Genomic DNA, 15,914 nt, shown 5'->3' on the forward strand with positions numbered 1-15,914 from the left:
GGCCTGAGCCATGCTCGTCCTGATCGGCATCCTCATCATCATCGCGGGCTTTCTGCTTCGCTTCAATCCGCTGCTGGTCATCATGGCCTCGGCGCTTGCGACCGGGCTTGCGGCGGGGCTCGACGTGACCGCGATCGTCGCCGCCTTCGGCAAGGCGTTCAACGACACGCGCTATGTCTCGATCGTGTGGATCGTGCTACCGGTGATCGGCCTGCTCGAAGCCTATGGCCTGCAACAGCATGCGCGGACGCTGATCGGACGGATGAAGGGGGCGACGCTCGGACGCCTGCTCACCGGCTACCTGCTGCTGCGCCAGCTTCTGTCCGCGGTCGGCCTGACCTCGGTCGCGGGGCATGCGCAGACGGTGCGGCCGCTCGTCGCGCCGATGGCGGAAGCCGCCGCCGATACGCAGAACCCGGCGCTCAGTGACGCCCAGCGCGAGGAGGTGAAGGGCTTTTCGGCGGCGACCGACAACATCGGTCTCTTCTTCGGCGAGGACATCTTCCTCGCCATCGGCTCGATCCTGCTGATGAAGGGCGTGCTCGAAGGCTATGGCTACGACATAGAGCCGCTGCACCTGTCGGTCTGGGCGATTCCGACAGCGATCGCGGCCTTCATCATCCACGCCTGGCGCCTGCGGCGGCTCGAACGGCGCATGGCGCAAAGGGCGGAGGGCGGCGCATGATCACCCTCGGCTTCGTCTACGTGCTTTCGGGGCTGGCCTTCGCGCTGTTCGCACTGCTCGGCCTGCTCGACCGCACGAATCCCAAGCGCTTCGGCAATGCCGCCTTCTGGGGTCTGCTCGCCGTGTCGATGCTCGCCGGCGACCGGCTCGGCGATTTCGGCAACGGGCTGCTCGTCCTCGCGCTCGTCGCCATTGCGGGGACGGGCCAGATCGGCAAGGGTCCCGGCGGCGACATCCCGGCCGAGGAACAGGCGGACCGTGCCGCGCGCCACGGCAATTTCCTGCTCCTTGTCGCGCTGATCATCCCGGCGGTCGCGCTGGCGGGCACCTTTCTGTTCAAATGGGTGCCCGGCATCGCCGATCCGAAGCAGGCGACGCTGATCTCGCTCGCGCTCGGCGTGCTGATCGCGCTCGCGGTCGGCATGGCGCGGCTGCGCCCGCCGCTGCTGCTCCCGGCGCAGCAGGGGCGCCGGCTGCTCGATTCGGTCGGCTGGGCGGCGGTGCTGCCGCAGATGCTCGCCAGCCTCGGCGCGGTGTTCGCGCTCGCCGGCGTCGGCGAGGTGGTGGGCGGCCTGATCGGCGGCGCGATTCCCGAAGGCAGCCTGTTCGGCGCCGTGCTCGCCTTCGGTCTCGGCATGGCGCTGTTCACCATCGTGATGGGCAATGCCTTCGCGGCCTTTCCGGTGATGATCGCCGCGATCGGCATGCCACTGCTGATCCAGCAATATGGCGGCAATCCCGCCGTCGTCGCGGCGATCGGCATGCTCGCGGGTTTCTGCGGCACGCTGATGACCCCGATGGCCGCCAATTTCAACCTCGTGCCCGCGGCGCTGCTCGAACTGAAAAGCCCCTATGGCGTGATCCGGGCGCAGATCGGCACCGCCATCCCGCTGCTCGCGGTGAACATCGTCTTCATCTGGCTCTTCGCCTTCTAATCCGACGGAACCCATGCACCTTTCCCCTGACCACGCCACCCGCTTCGCGACCGCGACGCTGTCGCATCTCGGCCGCGAATACCCCTACAAGATGGACCTCGTCATGGCGGGGCCGGAGGATGCGAAGCCGCCGCGCGATCATCACCCGATCTTCCACGGCAGCTTCGACTGGCACAGCTGCGTCCACGGCTGGTGGCAGGTTCTTCGCCTCGCGCGGCGCTTTCCCGACCTGTCCGTCGCCGCCGCCATCCGCGCGCGCGCCGACGCGATGCTGGTGCCCGACAAGGTGGCGGGCGAGCTCGCCTTCCTCGATCGCCCGACCGCGACCGGATTCGAGCGTCCCTATGGCTGGGCATGGCTGCTCGCGCTCCACGCCGAGGCGGCGGCGCACGACGCCCCCTGGGCCGCGGCGCTCGAACCGCTCGCCGCCGCCTTCGCCGCGCGTTTCCATGCTTTCCTGCCCAAGCTGACCTATCCCTTGCGCGTCGGGACGCATTTCAACATCGCCTTCGCGCTGCTGCTCGCGCGCCATTGGGCGGGCCCGCGCGATCCGGCGCTGGTCGCGCTGATCGACGCCCGCGCGCAGGACTGGTTCGGCGGCGATGCCGATTGCCAGGCGTGGGAGCCGGGCGGCGACGAGTTCCTCTCGTCCGCGCTGACCGAGGCGCATCTGATGGCGATCGTGCGCGGCACCCGATTCGCCGACTGGTTCGACGCCTTCCTGCCGCGCGCCGCGCAACGGACGCCTGCGACACTCTTCACCCCCGCGACGGTGTCCGACCGCAGCGACGGCAAGATCGCCCATCTCGACGGCCTCAACCTCAGCCGCGCCTGGTGCTGGCGCGCGATCGCCGCCGCGCTGCCGGCCGGCCACCCGGTCGTCGCGGAGGCCGAGGCGAGCGCACTGCGCCACCTCGACGCCGCGCTGCCGCACGTCACCGGCGATTATATGGGCGAGCACTGGCTGGCGAGCTTCGCGCTCCTCGCGCTCGACGGGTTGGCGGACAGAGAAGACCGCTCCTAACCGTTACATACTCTCGCCGAGCTGCATCGCACCGTAACGACTTGTTATCCATGGCCTCGCTATGGTCTCCTCCGGTCACGCAGGAAGCCGATTTGACGGGACAGCTCTTCATCTCCTTGCTCAATCCAGGCATCGGCCTGCTGTTCGCTGGCGCCTTCTTCCTGATGTGGCTGAACCGGCGCGAGCGCTACATCGCCTATGCCGCCGGGGCCTATGTCGCGACCGCCTGCGCCTTCCTGATCCAGGACCTGGCGCCGGTACTGCCGATGGAATTGCAGCGGCTGCCCGCCAATGCCGGATTCCTGCTGACCGGCGTGCTGTTCGCGGCCGCGATCATCCAGCGTTACGGCCTGCCCGTGCCCTGGCGCGCGATGGCGCTCACTGCGGCGGCCTCGCTGGCGGTCTTCGTCTGGTTCCTGCTCGGCCGGCCGAGCATCGAGGGCCGCATCTATTCGATCAGCCTCGGCACCGGCATCGTCGCGCTGATGGTCGTGCGGGCCCTGTGGCCGATCGACAAGCCGCACCTGATCGACCGGCTGCTGTTCTGGGTGGCCGCGCTCTGCGCCGCCAACCTGATCGTGCGGCCGATCGTCATCCTGACCTTCAGCGGCGGCTTCGCCGATTACCAGGGCTTCCAGCAATCGGTCTATTGGACGACGGTCCAGTTCAGCCAGGCGATGGTATCGGTCATGGCGGCGATCAGCCTGATGGTCGCGGTCGCGGTCGACATGCTGGCCGAATTGCGGGCGGAGGCGCAGGCCGACCCGCTGTCGGGCCTGCTCAACCGCCGCGGGTTCGAGGCGACGGCGAATGCCGCGCTGCGTCGCTGCGACGGCGACGGACGCGTCGCGGCGCTGTTGATCGCCGACCTCGACCATTTCAAGCGGGTCAACGACCGCTACGGCCATGCGGTCGGCGACGCGATCATCACCGCCTTCGGCGAGATCGTGCGGCGCGAAGGCCCCGCCGACATGATCGCGGGACGGATCGGCGGAGAGGAATTCGCGGTGCTGATCCCCGGTGCGGGGATCACGGCGGCGCGGCAACTGGCCGAGGCGATCCGCGCGGGCCTGTCCGCCACCTGCGCCGGACGCATCCCGCCCGCGCTGACCCCCACCGCCAGCTTCGGCCTTGCCGCGAGCACGCCCGGCGCCGGCCTGTCGGCGCTGCTGCGCCAGGCCGACCAGGCGCTTTACGACGCGAAGCGCGCGGGCCGCGACCGCGTGCGCGCCTTCGCGGCGCCGGCCCCCGCACCGCCCCTGTCCGCCAGCGCCTAGAGCATGATGCCATGCGTTGGAATCGTCATTGCGAGGAGCGAAGCGACGCGGCAATCCAGAGTGCGCGCAAACCGCTCTGGATTGCTTCCCCCGGATCAGGTCGGCAATTATCCCTTTTCGACAAGGAACTGTTCCCCGGCGAAAGCCGGGGTCCAGATGGCACAGGGCTGCCCCGCGTGGCCCCCGGCTTTCGCCGGGGAACAGCTCCCTACTTGCCTAAAGGTATATATCCCGATCAGGTCCGGGGTCGCAATGACGAAGCGGGTCAATCCAAAATCATCAGAGTCCAGGGCCCTCAGGCCCGCCTCGTCTTCCCGTAAGCTGCAACCCGGATTCAACGCACACCTCGTCAGCCGCGAGCCCCGACGCGGTTACAGGCCGCCCGCCCCCCTTGCATTTCCTGCCCCCCGGCGTAAGGCGGCGCGGACATAAACCCGCGCGCGCGACTCCCGTTGGCCCCGCTCTCCCGGATGGGGCTTCGGCCGTCATTCCCCGCCGCGCCAATTTGGGGACTGCAAGCCTATGACCACCACCGGCCACGATACGCTGGGCACCCGTTCGACGCTCGATGTCGGGGGCAAGACGTACGCCTATTATTCGCTCGACAAGGCGGCGGCGAAACTGGGCGACGTGTCGCGCCTGCCCTTCTCGATGAAGGTGCTGCTCGAAAACCTCCTCCGTTTCGAGGACGGCGGCTTCACCGTGTCGACCGACGACGTCCAGGCGATCGTCGACTGGCAGTCGAACCCCGTGTCGGCGCGCGAGATCCAGTATCGCCCGGCGCGCGTGCTGCTTCAGGACTTCACCGGCGTCCCCTGCGTCGTCGACCTCGCCGCGATGCGCGATGCGATCGCGAAGCTCGGCGGCGACACGTCGAAGATCAACCCGCTGGTTCCCGTCCACCTCGTCATCGACCACTCGGTGATGGTCGACGAGTTCGGCCATCCCAAGGCGTTCGAGCAGAATGTCGAGATCGAATATTACCGCAACGGCGAGCGCTACGACTTCCTGAAATGGGGATCGAAGAGCCTCGACAATTTCAAGGCCGTGCCGCCGGGCACCGGTATCTGCCACCAGGTCAACCTTGAACACATCGCGCAGGCCGTGTGGTCGAGCGAGGGTGCGGACGGCCAGACCGTCGCCTATCCCGACACCTGCGTCGGCACCGACAGCCACACGACGATGATCAACGGCCTGGGCGTGCTCGGCTGGGGCGTCGGCGGGATCGAGGCGGAGGCCGCGATGCTGGGCCAGCCCGTTTCCATGCTGATCCCCGAAGTCGTCGGCTTCAAGCTCACCGGGCGGCTCAGGGAAGGCGTCACCGCGACCGACCTCGTGCTCACCGCGACGCAGATGCTGCGCGCCAAGGGCGTCGTCGGGCGCTTCGTCGAATATTTCGGCCCCGGGCTCGACAGCCTCAGCCTCGCCGACCGCGCGACGCTCGCCAACATGGCGCCCGAATATGGCGCGACCTGCGGCTTCTTCGGCATCGACGAAAAGACGATCGACTATATGCGGCTGACCGGCCGCAGCGAAGAGAATATCGCGCTGGTCGAAGCCTATGCGAAGGCGCAGGGCCTGTGGCGCCACGCCGGCATGCCCGACCCCGTGTTCACCGACACGCTCGAACTCGACATGGCGACCGTCGTCCCCAGCCTCGCCGGGCCGAAGCGCCCGCAGGACAAGGTCGTGCTGACCGAGGTCGACGACGTGTTCAACGCCGACCTCGCCAATGTCTACAAGCATGACGGCGCGAAGCGCGTGCCGGTCGAGGGCCGCGATCACGACATCGGCGACGGCGACGTCGTCATCGCCGCGATCACCAGCTGCACCAACACCTCGAACCCCGGCGTGATGATCGCCGCCGGCCTCGTCGCCAAGAAGGCGAACGAGCGCGGCATGAAGCCGAAGCCGTGGGTCAAGACCAGCCTCGCGCCGGGATCGCAGGTGGTCACCGACTATCTCGCCAAGGCGGGCCTCCAGCCGCACCTCGACGCGATCGGCTACAACCTCGTCGGCTATGGCTGCACGACCTGCATCGGCAACTCGGGCCCGCTCGCCGAGCCGATCTCGGCCGCGATCAACGGCAACGACATCGTCGCCGCCTCGGTCCTGTCGGGCAACCGCAATTTCGAGGGCCGCGTGTCGCCCGACGTGCGCGCCAACTTCCTCGCCTCGCCGCCGCTCGTCGTCGCCTATGCGCTGAAGGGCACCGTCACCGAGGATTTCACGGGTACGCCGATCGGGCAGGACAAGGACGGCAACGACGTCTACCTCAAGGACATCTGGCCGACCAACCAGGAGGTCGCCGACACCATCGCCGGCGCGGTCGACCGCGGCATGTTCGAGGCGCGCTACGCCCATGTCTACAAGGGCGACGAGCATTGGCAGAAGATTCAGGTCGAAGGCAGCGACACCTATCAGTGGCGCGCCGGGTCGACCTATGTCGCCAACCCGCCCTATTTCGAGGGGATGGAGATGACGCCGGCGCCGGTCGCCGACATCGTCGACGCAAAGCCGCTCGCGATCCTGGGCGATTCGATCACCACCGACCACATCAGCCCGGCCGGGTCGATCAAGGCCGACAGCCCGGCGGGCAAATGGCTGATGGAGCATCAGGTCGCCAGGGCCGACTTCAACAGCTACGGCTCGCGCCGCGGCCACCACGAGGTGATGATGCGCGGCACCTTCGCCAACATCCGTATCCGCAACGAGATGGTGCCGGGGATCGAGGGCGGCATGTCGCGCTATGGGCAGGAAGTGATGCCCATCTATGACGCCGCGATGCGCCACAAGGCCGACGGCACCCCGCTCGTCGTCATCGCGGGCAAGGAATATGGCACCGGTTCGTCGCGCGACTGGGCGGCGAAGGGGACCATCCTGCTCGGCGTGCGCGCGGTGATCGCCGAAAGCTTCGAGCGTATCCACCGCTCGAACCTCGTCGGCATGGGCGTGCTGCCGCTCCAGTTCGCCGGGGACGATTCGCGCGAAACACTAGGCCTAACCGGCGACGACACCTTCACCATCACCGGCGTCGCCGACCTGAAGCCGCGCCAGACGGTGACGGTGCAGGTGACGCGCGCCGACGGGTCGACCTTCAGCTTCGACACGCTCTGCCGCATCGATACGGCAAACGAGGTCGAATATTATATGAACGGCGGCATCCTGCACTATGTGCTGCGCAAGCTCGCCGCCTGACCCGCGAGCGGGAGGCCCGGGGCCGAAGCGGTGAGCGCCTTGCTCCTCTTCGCCGCGGGCTTCCTGTGCGGCGCGGCGCTGACATGGATGCTGCGCCGCAAGGCCGGACGCGGCGCGCGCGACCTGATCGCGCCGCCGCCGACACCGCGACCCACCGGGCGACCGACCTCCGCTTCCAGCGCGCCCGCGCCCATCGGCAGCGATGAAGAGGCGGTCGTCGAACTGCTGCGCCAGAATCGCAAGATAGAGGCGATAAAGCTGTGGCGCGAAGCCACCGGGCTGGGGCTGGCCGAAAGCAAGGCGGCCGTCGAAGCCCTCGAACGCCGCCGACTGCTCCGCTGACTCGCGACCGCTTCGCGAGCCGCGAGCCGGGATCTACACCGTCAAAGTGCAATCTTTTTTGAACGAAACGTCGTCCCCGCGAAGGCGGGGACCCAGAGCGTCATGACGCCGGCTACCCCGAAGCGGTGAGTGCTAGATCTGCCCCATATCCCGTTCCAGATCGTAGGCGCGCCGCCCTATTCGCTCGCGCCATCCTCCGCGTTCCATGCCGCGACCTGGGCGCGCGTGTCAGCCAGCATCGCATCGAGCGCGGCGCGGTCATAGGTCTTGCCGCGCATCACCACCGTGTCGATCGCCTTCGTCGCGGCGATATCCTCCAGCGGGTTGCGTTGCAGCAGCACCAGGTCGGCGGCCATCCCCGGCCGGATCGCGCCATAGCGGTCGAGCTGGCCGAACCAGGCCGGCCCGGCGCGCGTTGCGGAGGCGAGCGCCTGCGCCGGGGTCAGCCCCTTTTCGACGAACAGCGCGATCTCGTCGTGCAGCGCGAAGGCAGGATAGTTGAAGCTGTTGAGGAATCCGGCGTCGGTCCCGGCGATGATCGTGACGCCGGCCTGCTGCAGCATCGGCAATATCCGCGCCATCGCGTCGATATGCGCGTGGCGCGCCGCGACCGCCTCGGGGCTGGCCTTGGCCGCGCGCTCGATGCGCCAATCATAGGTTTTGCGCAACTTCGGCCCGATATAGGCGAGCCCTTCGTCCTTGCTGTGATCGTCGCGGTCGAGGAAGGCGAGGATGCGGCTGCCGTTCAGCGTCGGGGTGACGAACACGCCCTTTTCGGCAAAATGGCGATAGGCGGCCATCGCAGTCGCGGGATCGAACGCCGCGTCTAGCCGGCGGCTCGCCTCGGCACGGTCGATGCGGCCCGCCGCGAAATCGGCGGCGACCGCCGCTTCGTCACGCGCCCCGGCGTGATAGGCATAGTCGAGATGCTCGATCGAGCTGATCCCGGCATCGACCGCCTGCCGGGTGGTCAGCGCCATCGGGATATGCCCCGACGTCCGGATTCCGCGCGCCTTCGCCTGCCGCAGCGCATAAAGGAACAGGTCGGGTTTCAGCGTGCTGTCGGTGATCTTGACGAAATCGACCTTGTCGTGCTGTTGCAGCCGGGTCAGCGCCGCATCGACGTCGGCTTCGCTGCCGACCTCGATCGTCCCCTTCCACACCGGCGCGATCCCCTCGATCTTCGCACCGGAGGTCAGCAGGCGCGGCCCGAACAGGCTGCCGCTCGCGATCTCGCTGCGCCATCCGAGCACCTGGTCGGGCAGGTCGCCCGAACAGTCGCGGATCGTCGTGATGCCGTTCGCGACATAGAGCGGCAGAAGCGCCTTGTTCTCCTCGATCAGCTCGGGTCCGCCGCCGAAATGGACGTGCATGTCCCAAAGGCCGGGGATCAGATAGAGGTCCTTGCCCTCGACGACCTTGGCCGCGCGCCAGTCGCGCGCGATCGCAGCGTCGGCGCCGACGGCGACGATGTCGGCGCCGCGCAGCACCACCGCCTGATCGGCCTGCGTCTTCGCCGCCTCGACATCGACGAGATTCACGTGGCGGATGACGACATCGCCCTGCTGCGGCGCCGCGAGCGCGGGCGCGGCCAAAGCGAGCAGCGATGATGCCAGAGCGGCGGCGAGACATTTCATGGAGAGACCCTTTTCCCGACAGGTAATTCCCCCTAGCCCCGAAAGGGCGGTCTCAACAAGGCGGGATATGGTGGGCGCTGACGGGCTCGAACCGCCGACCCTCTCGGTGTAAACGAGATGCTCTACCAACTGAGCTAAGCGCCCCCTGCGGGGAGCGGGCGCCCTGCCACAGCTTCGCCGCACTGGCAAGCTGCCGCGCCCTATTCCTCCAGCGCCTCGAAATAGCGCGTCATCGCATCGGCCGCGCCGTCGGCGAGCGCGATGAAGATGCGGCGTCCGTCGTTGGGGTCGGCTTCGCGCACGAACAGGCCGGCGTCGGTCATCGTTTTGATCCAGCGCAGCGCGGTCGTCGCGGGAACCGCGGCGGCGATGCACAGGCTCGACACCGAAACGGGCCGCCGTTCGAGCCGCGCGGCATAAAGATCGAGCAGCATGTCCCACGCCGGATCGGCGAACAGGTCGGCCGGGAAATATTGCTCGCGCACCCGCCGCTGCCGCAGGAGGCGGCGCACCGCCTTGGCGCGCTGGCGATCGGTCGCCCGATCCTCGGGCACGAAGCTGCGTGGAGCGGCGGCATAGTCGCGCCCGGGCGACCGCAGCGACACCGCGCGGCCGGGGTCGTCGGACGGGGGCATCGCCAGCCCGCCGGGTCCCCCCGCCAGCCCGCGCTGTCCGGCAAGGTCGCCGAGCAAGCGCGAGATGCGCGCAACCTCTTCCTGCAAACGGTCGATGCGCTCCATCGCCTCGTCGCGCGCGACGTCGTGCACGGCAAGCGCCGCGCCGGGGCTGGCGGCGGCAAGCGCGACCAGCCGGTCGGCGGCATCGGCCTCGACGAGCCATTCGGCGCGCACCGCGGGCGGGATCGCCGCCGCGACGCGGTCGAGCGCCGCCAACCCGGTCTCGCACACCAGCCGGCAATCGCGTTCGATGACCGCCGCGGCGATGTCGGCAAGCGACGGCTCGTCGATCGCGTCGGCGTCGGCCAGCCAGACGATGTCGACCGCGATCATCGCGCGGATGTGCGCCGCCGCGTCAGCCGGGGCGAGCGCCGCGACCAGCCGGGCCCCCGCCCGCGCATAGTCCGGCACCGCCTCCGCCGGGCCGACGAACAGCAATCGCGTCGCCGGTCCGAGGTTTGCCTGATCCGGCGACGACACGGTCTCTGCCGGTCGAAATGCGATCGCCTGTTCCATGGCCCACCCTTTCCCTGTTTTCTGCCCATCCCGGTGCCCTTATGCCGTCATAGCGGCGATATTCCCCTTTTGTTCGCTCGTATCTGCCGCCATTTCGGACCCTGCCGCTGGATCGCCCGGGTCCGCAGGCAAGGCAGCGGACTAATTTGGTCCATTTTGGACATGATTTGTTCTCACCGTCAATCCCTGATTCACCCTTGCAACGCCGGCTTCGCCGCTCCACCGCGAGTCCGATGCGCGGTTCCTCTCCCCTCACCCGCCTGCGCTGGCGCCGGCGGCTGCGCGCGCTGGTCGCCCTGCTGCTGCTCGCCGGGCTGGCGGTCGCGGCATGGCTGGGAAGCCCGGCGCCGGTGGCGGTGATCCCGCTCGTCCACGTCATCGACGGCGACAGCCTGACGGCGCGGCAGGATGGCCACGTCCTGACCATCCGGCTCGTCGGCATCGACGCGGTCGAATATCGGCAGGACTGCGAACGCGCCGACGGGACGCGCTGGCCGTGCGGGGTCGAGGCGCGCGCGGCGCTCGAGCGCCTCGCCGGGCGCGGCCCTCTTCATTGCGCGATCGAAGGCACGGACCGTTATCGCCGGACGCTCGCGGCCTGCCGGACTGCTCCCGACCCCGCGGGGGCCGACCTCGGCGCCGCGTTGGTGCGTCAGGGCTGGGCGATCGCGACCGACGACCGCTATTTCGTCGAGGAAGCCGAAGCGCGCACAAAGCGGCGCGGCATCTGGCAGGGGCGCTTCGTCCGGCCCGCCGACTGGCGCGGGGCGCACCAGACGATGACGGTCAAAGGCCTCGAGCAGGGTCCGGCTTCGGCAGGCTTCCTTCGCGTCGTCGCCTGAATTCGTTTGGCGTAGTATATCCTTCCGGCGCGTAAGATCCTGTTCCCCGGCGAAAGCTGGGGTCCAGATGACATAGCGCTGCTCCGCGTGGACCCCGGCTTTCGCCGAGGAACGGTTAGCTGTCGAAAAGGGATCATTGCGAACCTGTTTCAGGAACGCCGAAACCGGCGCCCCGAACGTGATGACCCGCCCCCGATCGATGACGCACTCCGGCATGCCATGCGCCCGCTTTCCGCCGCGCGCTTTTGCCGCTAGGGACGAGCGCATGAACGGACTTTTCCCAGTCATGGTCGGCGGCGCGATCGGCGCGGGGGCGCGGCATCTGGTCGGCCAGATCATGCTCGCGCGGCTTGGCCCCGGTTTCCCGTGGTGGACGCTGTCGATCAACATCGCGGGCAGCCTGCTGATGGGCCTGCTGATCGGCTGGCTCGCGCGCAGCGGCGGCAGCGAGACGACGCGGCTGTTCCTGGGCGTCGGCATCCTCGGCGGCTTCACCACCTTTTCTTCGTTCAGCCTCGAATTCTGGCTGCTGTTCGAACGCGGCGCGATGGCGCAGGCGGCCGCCTATGTCCTGTCGTCGGTCGTCGTCGGTATCGCGGTGTGCGGGCTGGGGATGCTCGCGATGCGGCAGCTTCCGGCATGAGCGGCGACAGCGCCACCGTCGGGGAAGAGGATGACGGCATCCGGCTCGACCGCTGGTTCAAGCGGCACCGGCCGGGCACGCCGCATGCGCTGATCGCGCGCTGGGCGCGGTCGGGCGAACTGACGCTCGACGGAAAGAAGGCGGACGTCTCCGCCCGGATCGAGGCGGGGCAGCGGATCGCGATGCCCGTTCCCCCCGCCGCCCCCACCGGACCGCGGCCGCGCAAGGACCGGCCGCTGTCTCCTGCCGACATCGCGCTGGCCGAGGCGATGGTGATCCACCGCGATGCGAGCGCGTTCGTGCTCGACAAGCCGCCGGGGCTCGCGACGCAGGGCGGGACGAAGACCGACGCACATGTCGACGGGCTGCTTGGCGCGTTGCAGGGCGAGGCGCCGGTGCGGCCGAAGCTCGTCCACCGGCTCGACAAGGACACGTCGGGCGCGCTGCTCGTCGCGCGCACGCCGCGCGCCGCCGCGTGGTTCGCCAAGGCCTTCTCGAACCGCAGCGCGCGCAAGACCTATTGGGCGATCGTCGTCGGCGTCCCCGACATCGCGCAGGGGGAAATCGACCTGCCGCTGGCGAAGCAGCCCGGATCGGGCGGCGAGAAGATGCACGTCGACGACAAGGGGCTGCCGTCGAAAACGCGCTATCGCATCATCGAGCGCGCGGGGAACAGCGCGGCGTGGGTCGAACTCCAGCCGCTGACCGGGCGCACCCATCAGCTTCGCGTCCATATGGCGGCGATCGGCCACCCGATCGTCGGTGACGGCAAATATGGCGGCAAGGCGGCTTTCCTGACCGGCACGATCAGCCGCAAGCTGCACCTGCACAGCCGCCGCCTGCGCATCGACCATCCCGACGGCGGCGCGCTCGACATCTCGGCGCCGGTGCCCGAGCATTTCGCCGCGAGCCTCGACGCGCTGGGCTTCGACCCGCTGCTCGGCGATGCGCTGGCCGAGGAGGCGCCCCGGCCTTCGGCGAAGACCGTGCAGAAGACGAAGGCCAAGGCGCACGCCAAACAGGTCCGCAAGGCAAGGCGCGGCGAGCGGCGCGGCCGCGCCGAAGCCAAGGCGAAGCCCAAAGCCCCGGCAAAACGCGGCCCCGCGAAACCCGGCGGCCGCAAGCCCGCGCCCCGGAAGCCGCGCTGATGCATCCCAACCCCGCCTTCCGGCCGCGGCAGGACGACCTCGCCGCGCTGCTGGTGCGCGAGATCGGCTTCGCAGCCATCTTCGCGGGCACGCCCGACGGGCCGCGCGTCGCGCACGCCCCGGTGGTGCTGAGCGACGACGCCGCGACGCTGCAATTCCACCTCGCGCGCGGCAACGGGCTGACCCGGCATCTCGCCGGGGCGACGGCGCTCGCGGTCGTGCAGGGCCCCGACGCCTATGTCAGCGCGGACTGGTATGTCGAGGAAGCGCACGCGGTGCCGACGTGGAATTATGTCGCGGTCGAGATGGAAGGCCCGGCGCGCCGGCTCGGCGAGGCCGAACTGGTGGCGCAGCTCGACGCCTTGTCGGCGCAGCACGAGGCGCGGATCGGAGCGAATCCGCCGTGGACGCGCGACAAGATGGACCGGAATTATTTCGCGAAACTGACCGGTGCGATCGTCGGCTTCGAGATGCGGATCGCCGCATGGCGCCCGACGATCAAGCTGTCGCAGAACAAGCCGGCCGACGAACGCGCGCGGATCGCGACGGCGATCGAGGCGACCGGCCATGGCGCGCTGGCGCATTTGATGCGCGAGCTTGGCGGCGATAGGAAAAGCGCATGACCCGACCCGAAGACGCCCTGGCGAAGAAACGCTTTTTCGCGCTGTCCAGCATGCGACTGATGGGCGCGCTGCTCATCCTCGCGGGCTTCCTGCTCATCCGCGGCGTATGGGCGCTCGCCGGCCAGCCCGCGGACCGCTGGGTCGGCGCCGCCGTGGTGCTGATCGGCGTGTTCGATTTCGCGATCATGCCGCGCATTCTCGCGCGCCGCTGGCGGACGCCGCCCGGGCCGTGAAGCGCTTCTGGAAGCAAGCCGAGGCTATCCCGCAGGACGACGGCTGGGGCGTCGCGCTCGACGGGCGGCCGGTGCGCACCCCGGCGCGCGCGCCGCTCGCCGTCGCGAGCAAGGCGCTGGCCGAAGCGATCGCCGCCGAATGGGACGCGCAGGGTGAAGATATCGACCCCGCGTCGATGCCGCTGACCGGCATCGCCAACGCCGCGATCGACCTCGCCGCCGCCGACCCCGCCGGCTTCGCAGCGCCGATCGCCGCTTATGCCGCGAGCGACCTCTTCTGCTACCGCGACGACCGCGACGCGGCGCTGCAGGCCGAACAGGCGGCGGCGTGGAACCCGCTGCTCGCCTGGGCCGAGCAGCGCCACGGGATCGAATTCGCGCTCGCGCAGGGGGTACTGCCGGTCGATCAGCCGCCCGCAACGGTCGCGGCGCTGCGCGATGCGGTGCAGGGCCTCGATCCCTTCCGCCTCGCACCGCTCGCACCGCTCGTTACCATCGGCGGATCGCTCGTCGCCGGGCTCGCGCTGGTCGAGGATGCCTTTCCGGCGGATGCGCTGTGGACGGCGGTCAGCCTAGACGAACTCTATCAGGAACGCCGCTGGGGCGCCGATACCGAAGCGCAGAGGACGCGCGCGCGCCGCGAGGCCGACTGGCACCACGCGGCGCGATTCCTGCGGTTGCTGTAGAGGGCCGCTCTCCTCAATCCGCGAAATTCGGCTTACGCTTCTCCATATGCGCCATCACCGCCTCGATCTGGTTCGGGGTGCGGATGACCTTGACCTGTTCGTCGCTTTCGGCCTGCAATATCTCGGCGTCGGTCGCATCGGCGAGCATGTTGCACAGACGCTTGGCGCCGCGGATCGCGTGCGGATTCTTGCCCGCGATCACCCGCGCAAGGTCCATCGCCTTGCCCAGCGGGTCGTCGGCGACATGCGTCGCGAACCCCAGCAGCTTTGCTTCCGACCCGGTGAATTCGCGGTTGGTGTAGATCATCTCGCGCAGCACGTCGTCGGCGACCTGCGTGCGCCACAGCGCCATTCCCGCGACGTCGGGGACGAGGCCCCAGCGCATCTCCATGATCGCGATGCGCGTGTCGGGATGGACGATGCGGATATCGGCCGCCGCCATGATCTGGCTGCCCGCGCCGAATGCGACGCCGTGCACCGCGGCGATCACCGGCACCGGCAATTCGCGCCAGCCCCACGCGGCATATTGCGCATTGTTCGACCGGCCGCGCGTGCGGTCGGACAGCGTGCCGCCCGCGCTGCTCGCCCCCGGATCGCGCTCGGCGCTGAGGCTCGAGAGGTCGAGCCCGGCGCAGAAGGCGCGCCCCTCGCCCGACAGCACGACGACGCGCAGCCCCTGCTTCGCCTTCAACTCGTCGATCGCCTCGGCAAGCGCCGACCACATCGCGGCGTCGAGCGCGTTCATCTTGTCGGCGCGGATCAGCCGGACGTCGGCGATGCCGTCCTCCAGCATCGTGATGGAAATGCGGTCCTGCATCGGGAGTATCCTCTCAGTTGCGTTGAAGCGCCGCTTCGACGAGCGGCAGCTGGTCGTTGCCGAAATACATGTCGGTGCCGTTGACGAACAGCGTCGGCGAGCCATAGCCGCCGCGTGCCACCAGCTCTTCGGTGTTGGCACGCAGCCGCGCCTTGACCGCGTCGGTGGTCGAGGCGGCGCGGATCGCGGCGCCGTCGAGACCCGCGCCCGTCGCCACGACTTCGAGCACGGCGGGATCGTCGAGATTTTCCTGCCGCCCGAAATAGCTTTCGAACGCGGCGCGCGCAAAGGCGATCAGCGCCGGCTGGTCGTCCTCGAGCGCGGTCGCGAACCGCATCGCGTGGACGCTTTTCGCCGGGTGCCAGCGCGACGGGAAGTTCATCTCCACCCCCGCCAGCCGCGCCCAGTCGGCCAGCACCTTCCAGCCATGCTGCATCTTGCGGTTGTCGGTCTGCTCGCGCGCGGCATAGACCGCCGGGTTCACCGCGTTGAACACCCCGCCGACCAGGATCGGGCGAAAGGTCGCATCGGCGCCCGTCCGCGCGATCAGCGGCTGGACATTGGCGAACGCCAGACACGTCCAGGGCGAGGAGAGGTCGAAGAAGAATTCGAGTCGGGAGGGCATGACGGC

16 protein-coding genes and 1 tRNA gene are annotated in these 15,914 nt (G+C 69.0%); 12 read left to right on the forward strand and 5 right to left on the reverse strand.

The features are described 5' to 3' along the window. Window positions 1-10: 10 nt before the first annotated feature. From SGRAN_RS17520 to SGRAN_RS17545, 6 genes are all read left to right on the forward strand, one after another. On the forward strand, window positions 11-685 hold the full coding sequence (locus SGRAN_RS17520; RefSeq protein ID WP_067185788.1) for a DUF969 domain-containing protein: 675 nt from the start codon (window positions 11-13) through the stop codon (window positions 683-685). Further along, window positions 682-1,620: a DUF979 domain-containing protein gene (locus SGRAN_RS17525; protein ID WP_067185790.1), complete on the forward strand. Its 939-nt coding sequence runs from the start codon at window positions 682-684 to the stop codon at window positions 1,618-1,620. The genes SGRAN_RS17520 and SGRAN_RS17525 overlap by 4 nt, the downstream gene beginning before the upstream one ends. Window positions 1,621-1,633: 13 nt before the next feature. Then, window positions 1,634-2,644, forward strand: a complete 1,011-nt coding sequence (locus SGRAN_RS17530; protein ID WP_067185792.1) for a DUF2891 domain-containing protein — start codon at window positions 1,634-1,636, stop codon at window positions 2,642-2,644. 92 nt (window positions 2,645-2,736) lie between these two features. Then, window positions 2,737-3,921: a GGDEF domain-containing protein gene (locus tag SGRAN_RS17535; RefSeq protein WP_067185794.1), complete on the forward strand. Its 1,185-nt coding sequence runs from the start codon at window positions 2,737-2,739 to the stop codon at window positions 3,919-3,921. A gap of 522 nt (window positions 3,922-4,443) precedes the next feature. After that, window positions 4,444-7,119, forward strand: a complete 2,676-nt coding sequence (gene acnA, locus SGRAN_RS17540; RefSeq protein ID WP_067185796.1) for an aconitate hydratase AcnA — start codon at window positions 4,444-4,446, stop codon at window positions 7,117-7,119. Between the two features lie 30 nt (window positions 7,120-7,149). Further along, on the forward strand, window positions 7,150-7,461 hold the full coding sequence (locus tag SGRAN_RS17545) for a ribosomal protein L7/L12 (RefSeq protein ID WP_067185798.1): 312 nt from the start codon (window positions 7,150-7,152) through the stop codon (window positions 7,459-7,461). Between the two features lie 176 nt (window positions 7,462-7,637). On the opposite strand, the gene SGRAN_RS17550 is transcribed toward SGRAN_RS17545, so the two are convergent. From SGRAN_RS17550 to SGRAN_RS17560, 3 genes are all read right to left on the reverse strand, one after another. Then, a complete protein-coding gene (locus tag SGRAN_RS17550) occupies window positions 7,638-9,098 on the reverse strand; it encodes an amidohydrolase family protein (RefSeq protein ID WP_067185800.1) in 1,461 nt (486 codons plus the stop codon). A gap of 68 nt (window positions 9,099-9,166) precedes the next feature. Next, window positions 9,167-9,242, reverse strand: a tRNA-Val gene (locus SGRAN_RS17555). Window positions 9,243-9,298: 56 nt separating this feature from the next. Further along, complete coding sequence (locus tag SGRAN_RS17560; protein WP_067185801.1) at window positions 9,299-10,291, reverse strand: winged helix DNA-binding protein; 993 nt, start codon at window positions 10,289-10,291, stop codon at window positions 9,299-9,301. Between the two features lie 233 nt (window positions 10,292-10,524). On the opposite strand from SGRAN_RS17560, the gene SGRAN_RS17565 reads away from it, so the two are divergent. From SGRAN_RS17565 to SGRAN_RS17590, 6 genes are all read left to right on the forward strand, one after another. After that, on the forward strand, window positions 10,525-11,133 hold the full coding sequence (locus SGRAN_RS17565; RefSeq protein WP_067185804.1) for a thermonuclease family protein: 609 nt from the start codon (window positions 10,525-10,527) through the stop codon (window positions 11,131-11,133). A 265-nt stretch (window positions 11,134-11,398) separates the two neighbouring features. Further along, window positions 11,399-11,776 carry a fluoride efflux transporter CrcB gene (gene crcB, locus SGRAN_RS17570; protein WP_067185806.1) on the forward strand — a complete coding sequence of 126 codons (378 nt, stop codon included), beginning with the start codon at window positions 11,399-11,401 and terminating at the stop codon, window positions 11,774-11,776. Next, the gene (locus SGRAN_RS17575; protein WP_067185808.1) at window positions 11,773-12,924 is read left to right on the forward strand and encodes an RluA family pseudouridine synthase; all 1,152 of its coding nucleotides are present in this window, start codon (window positions 11,773-11,775) and stop codon (window positions 12,922-12,924) included. The genes crcB and SGRAN_RS17575 overlap by 4 nt, the downstream gene beginning before the upstream one ends. Then, window positions 12,924-13,547 (forward strand): FMN-binding negative transcriptional regulator, encoded by a 624-nt coding sequence (locus SGRAN_RS17580; RefSeq protein WP_067185810.1) that lies wholly within the window; start codon window positions 12,924-12,926, stop codon window positions 13,545-13,547. Before SGRAN_RS17575 ends, SGRAN_RS17580 begins: the two co-directional genes overlap by 1 nt. Continuing rightward, a complete protein-coding gene (locus tag SGRAN_RS17585) occupies window positions 13,544-13,780 on the forward strand; it encodes a hypothetical protein (protein WP_067185812.1) in 237 nt (78 codons plus the stop codon). Before SGRAN_RS17580 ends, SGRAN_RS17585 begins: the two co-directional genes overlap by 4 nt. Beyond that, on the forward strand, window positions 13,777-14,466 hold the full coding sequence (locus SGRAN_RS17590) for an ATP12 family chaperone protein (RefSeq protein ID WP_067185814.1): 690 nt from the start codon (window positions 13,777-13,779) through the stop codon (window positions 14,464-14,466). Before SGRAN_RS17585 ends, SGRAN_RS17590 begins: the two co-directional genes overlap by 4 nt. Before the next feature lie 13 nt (window positions 14,467-14,479). On the opposite strand, the gene SGRAN_RS17595 is transcribed toward SGRAN_RS17590, so the two are convergent. Together SGRAN_RS17595 and SGRAN_RS17600 are read right to left on the reverse strand one after the other, a co-directional pair. After that, the gene (locus tag SGRAN_RS17595; RefSeq protein ID WP_067185815.1) at window positions 14,480-15,283 is read right to left on the reverse strand and encodes a crotonase/enoyl-CoA hydratase family protein; all 804 of its coding nucleotides are present in this window, start codon (window positions 15,281-15,283) and stop codon (window positions 14,480-14,482) included. A 13-nt stretch (window positions 15,284-15,296) separates the two neighbouring features. Further along, a complete protein-coding gene (locus tag SGRAN_RS17600; protein ID WP_067185817.1) occupies window positions 15,297-15,908 on the reverse strand; it encodes a 2-hydroxychromene-2-carboxylate isomerase in 612 nt (203 codons plus the stop codon). Between the last annotated feature and the right edge of the window lie 6 nt (window positions 15,909-15,914).

This window comes from Sphingopyxis granuli, assembly GCF_001559015.1.
Lineage (GTDB): Bacteria > Pseudomonadota > Alphaproteobacteria > Sphingomonadales > Sphingomonadaceae > Sphingopyxis > Sphingopyxis granuli.

Excerpts from the sequence above, each read along its gene's own strand:
- SGRAN_RS17520 (WP_067185788.1), top strand. The coding sequence starts at position 11 with ATGCTCGTCCTGATCGGCATCCTCATCATCATCGCGGGCTTTCTGCTT.
- SGRAN_RS17525 (WP_067185790.1), top strand. The coding sequence starts at position 682 with ATGATCACCCTCGGCTTCGTCTACGTGCTTTCGGGGCTGGCCTTCGCG.
- SGRAN_RS17530 (WP_067185792.1), top strand. The coding sequence starts at position 1,634 with ATGCACCTTTCCCCTGACCACGCCACCCGCTTCGCGACCGCGACGCTG.
- acnA (WP_067185796.1), top strand. The coding sequence starts at position 4,444 with ATGACCACCACCGGCCACGATACGCTGGGCACCCGTTCGACGCTCGAT.
- SGRAN_RS17550 (WP_067185800.1), bottom strand. The coding sequence starts at position 9,098 with ATGAAATGTCTCGCCGCCGCTCTGGCATCATCGCTGCTCGCTTTGGCC.
- SGRAN_RS17560 (WP_067185801.1), bottom strand. The coding sequence starts at position 10,291 with ATGGAACAGGCGATCGCATTTCGACCGGCAGAGACCGTGTCGTCGCCG.
- SGRAN_RS17565 (WP_067185804.1), top strand. The coding sequence starts at position 10,525 with ATGCGCGGTTCCTCTCCCCTCACCCGCCTGCGCTGGCGCCGGCGGCTG.
- crcB (WP_067185806.1), top strand. The coding sequence starts at position 11,399 with ATGAACGGACTTTTCCCAGTCATGGTCGGCGGCGCGATCGGCGCGGGG.
- SGRAN_RS17575 (WP_067185808.1), top strand. The coding sequence starts at position 11,773 with ATGAGCGGCGACAGCGCCACCGTCGGGGAAGAGGATGACGGCATCCGG.
- SGRAN_RS17580 (WP_067185810.1), top strand. The coding sequence starts at position 12,924 with ATGCATCCCAACCCCGCCTTCCGGCCGCGGCAGGACGACCTCGCCGCG.
- SGRAN_RS17585 (WP_067185812.1), top strand. The coding sequence starts at position 13,544 with ATGACCCGACCCGAAGACGCCCTGGCGAAGAAACGCTTTTTCGCGCTG.
- SGRAN_RS17595 (WP_067185815.1), bottom strand. The coding sequence starts at position 15,283 with ATGCAGGACCGCATTTCCATCACGATGCTGGAGGACGGCATCGCCGAC.
- SGRAN_RS17600 (WP_067185817.1), bottom strand. The coding sequence starts at position 15,908 with ATGCCCTCCCGACTCGAATTCTTCTTCGACCTCTCCTCGCCCTGGACG.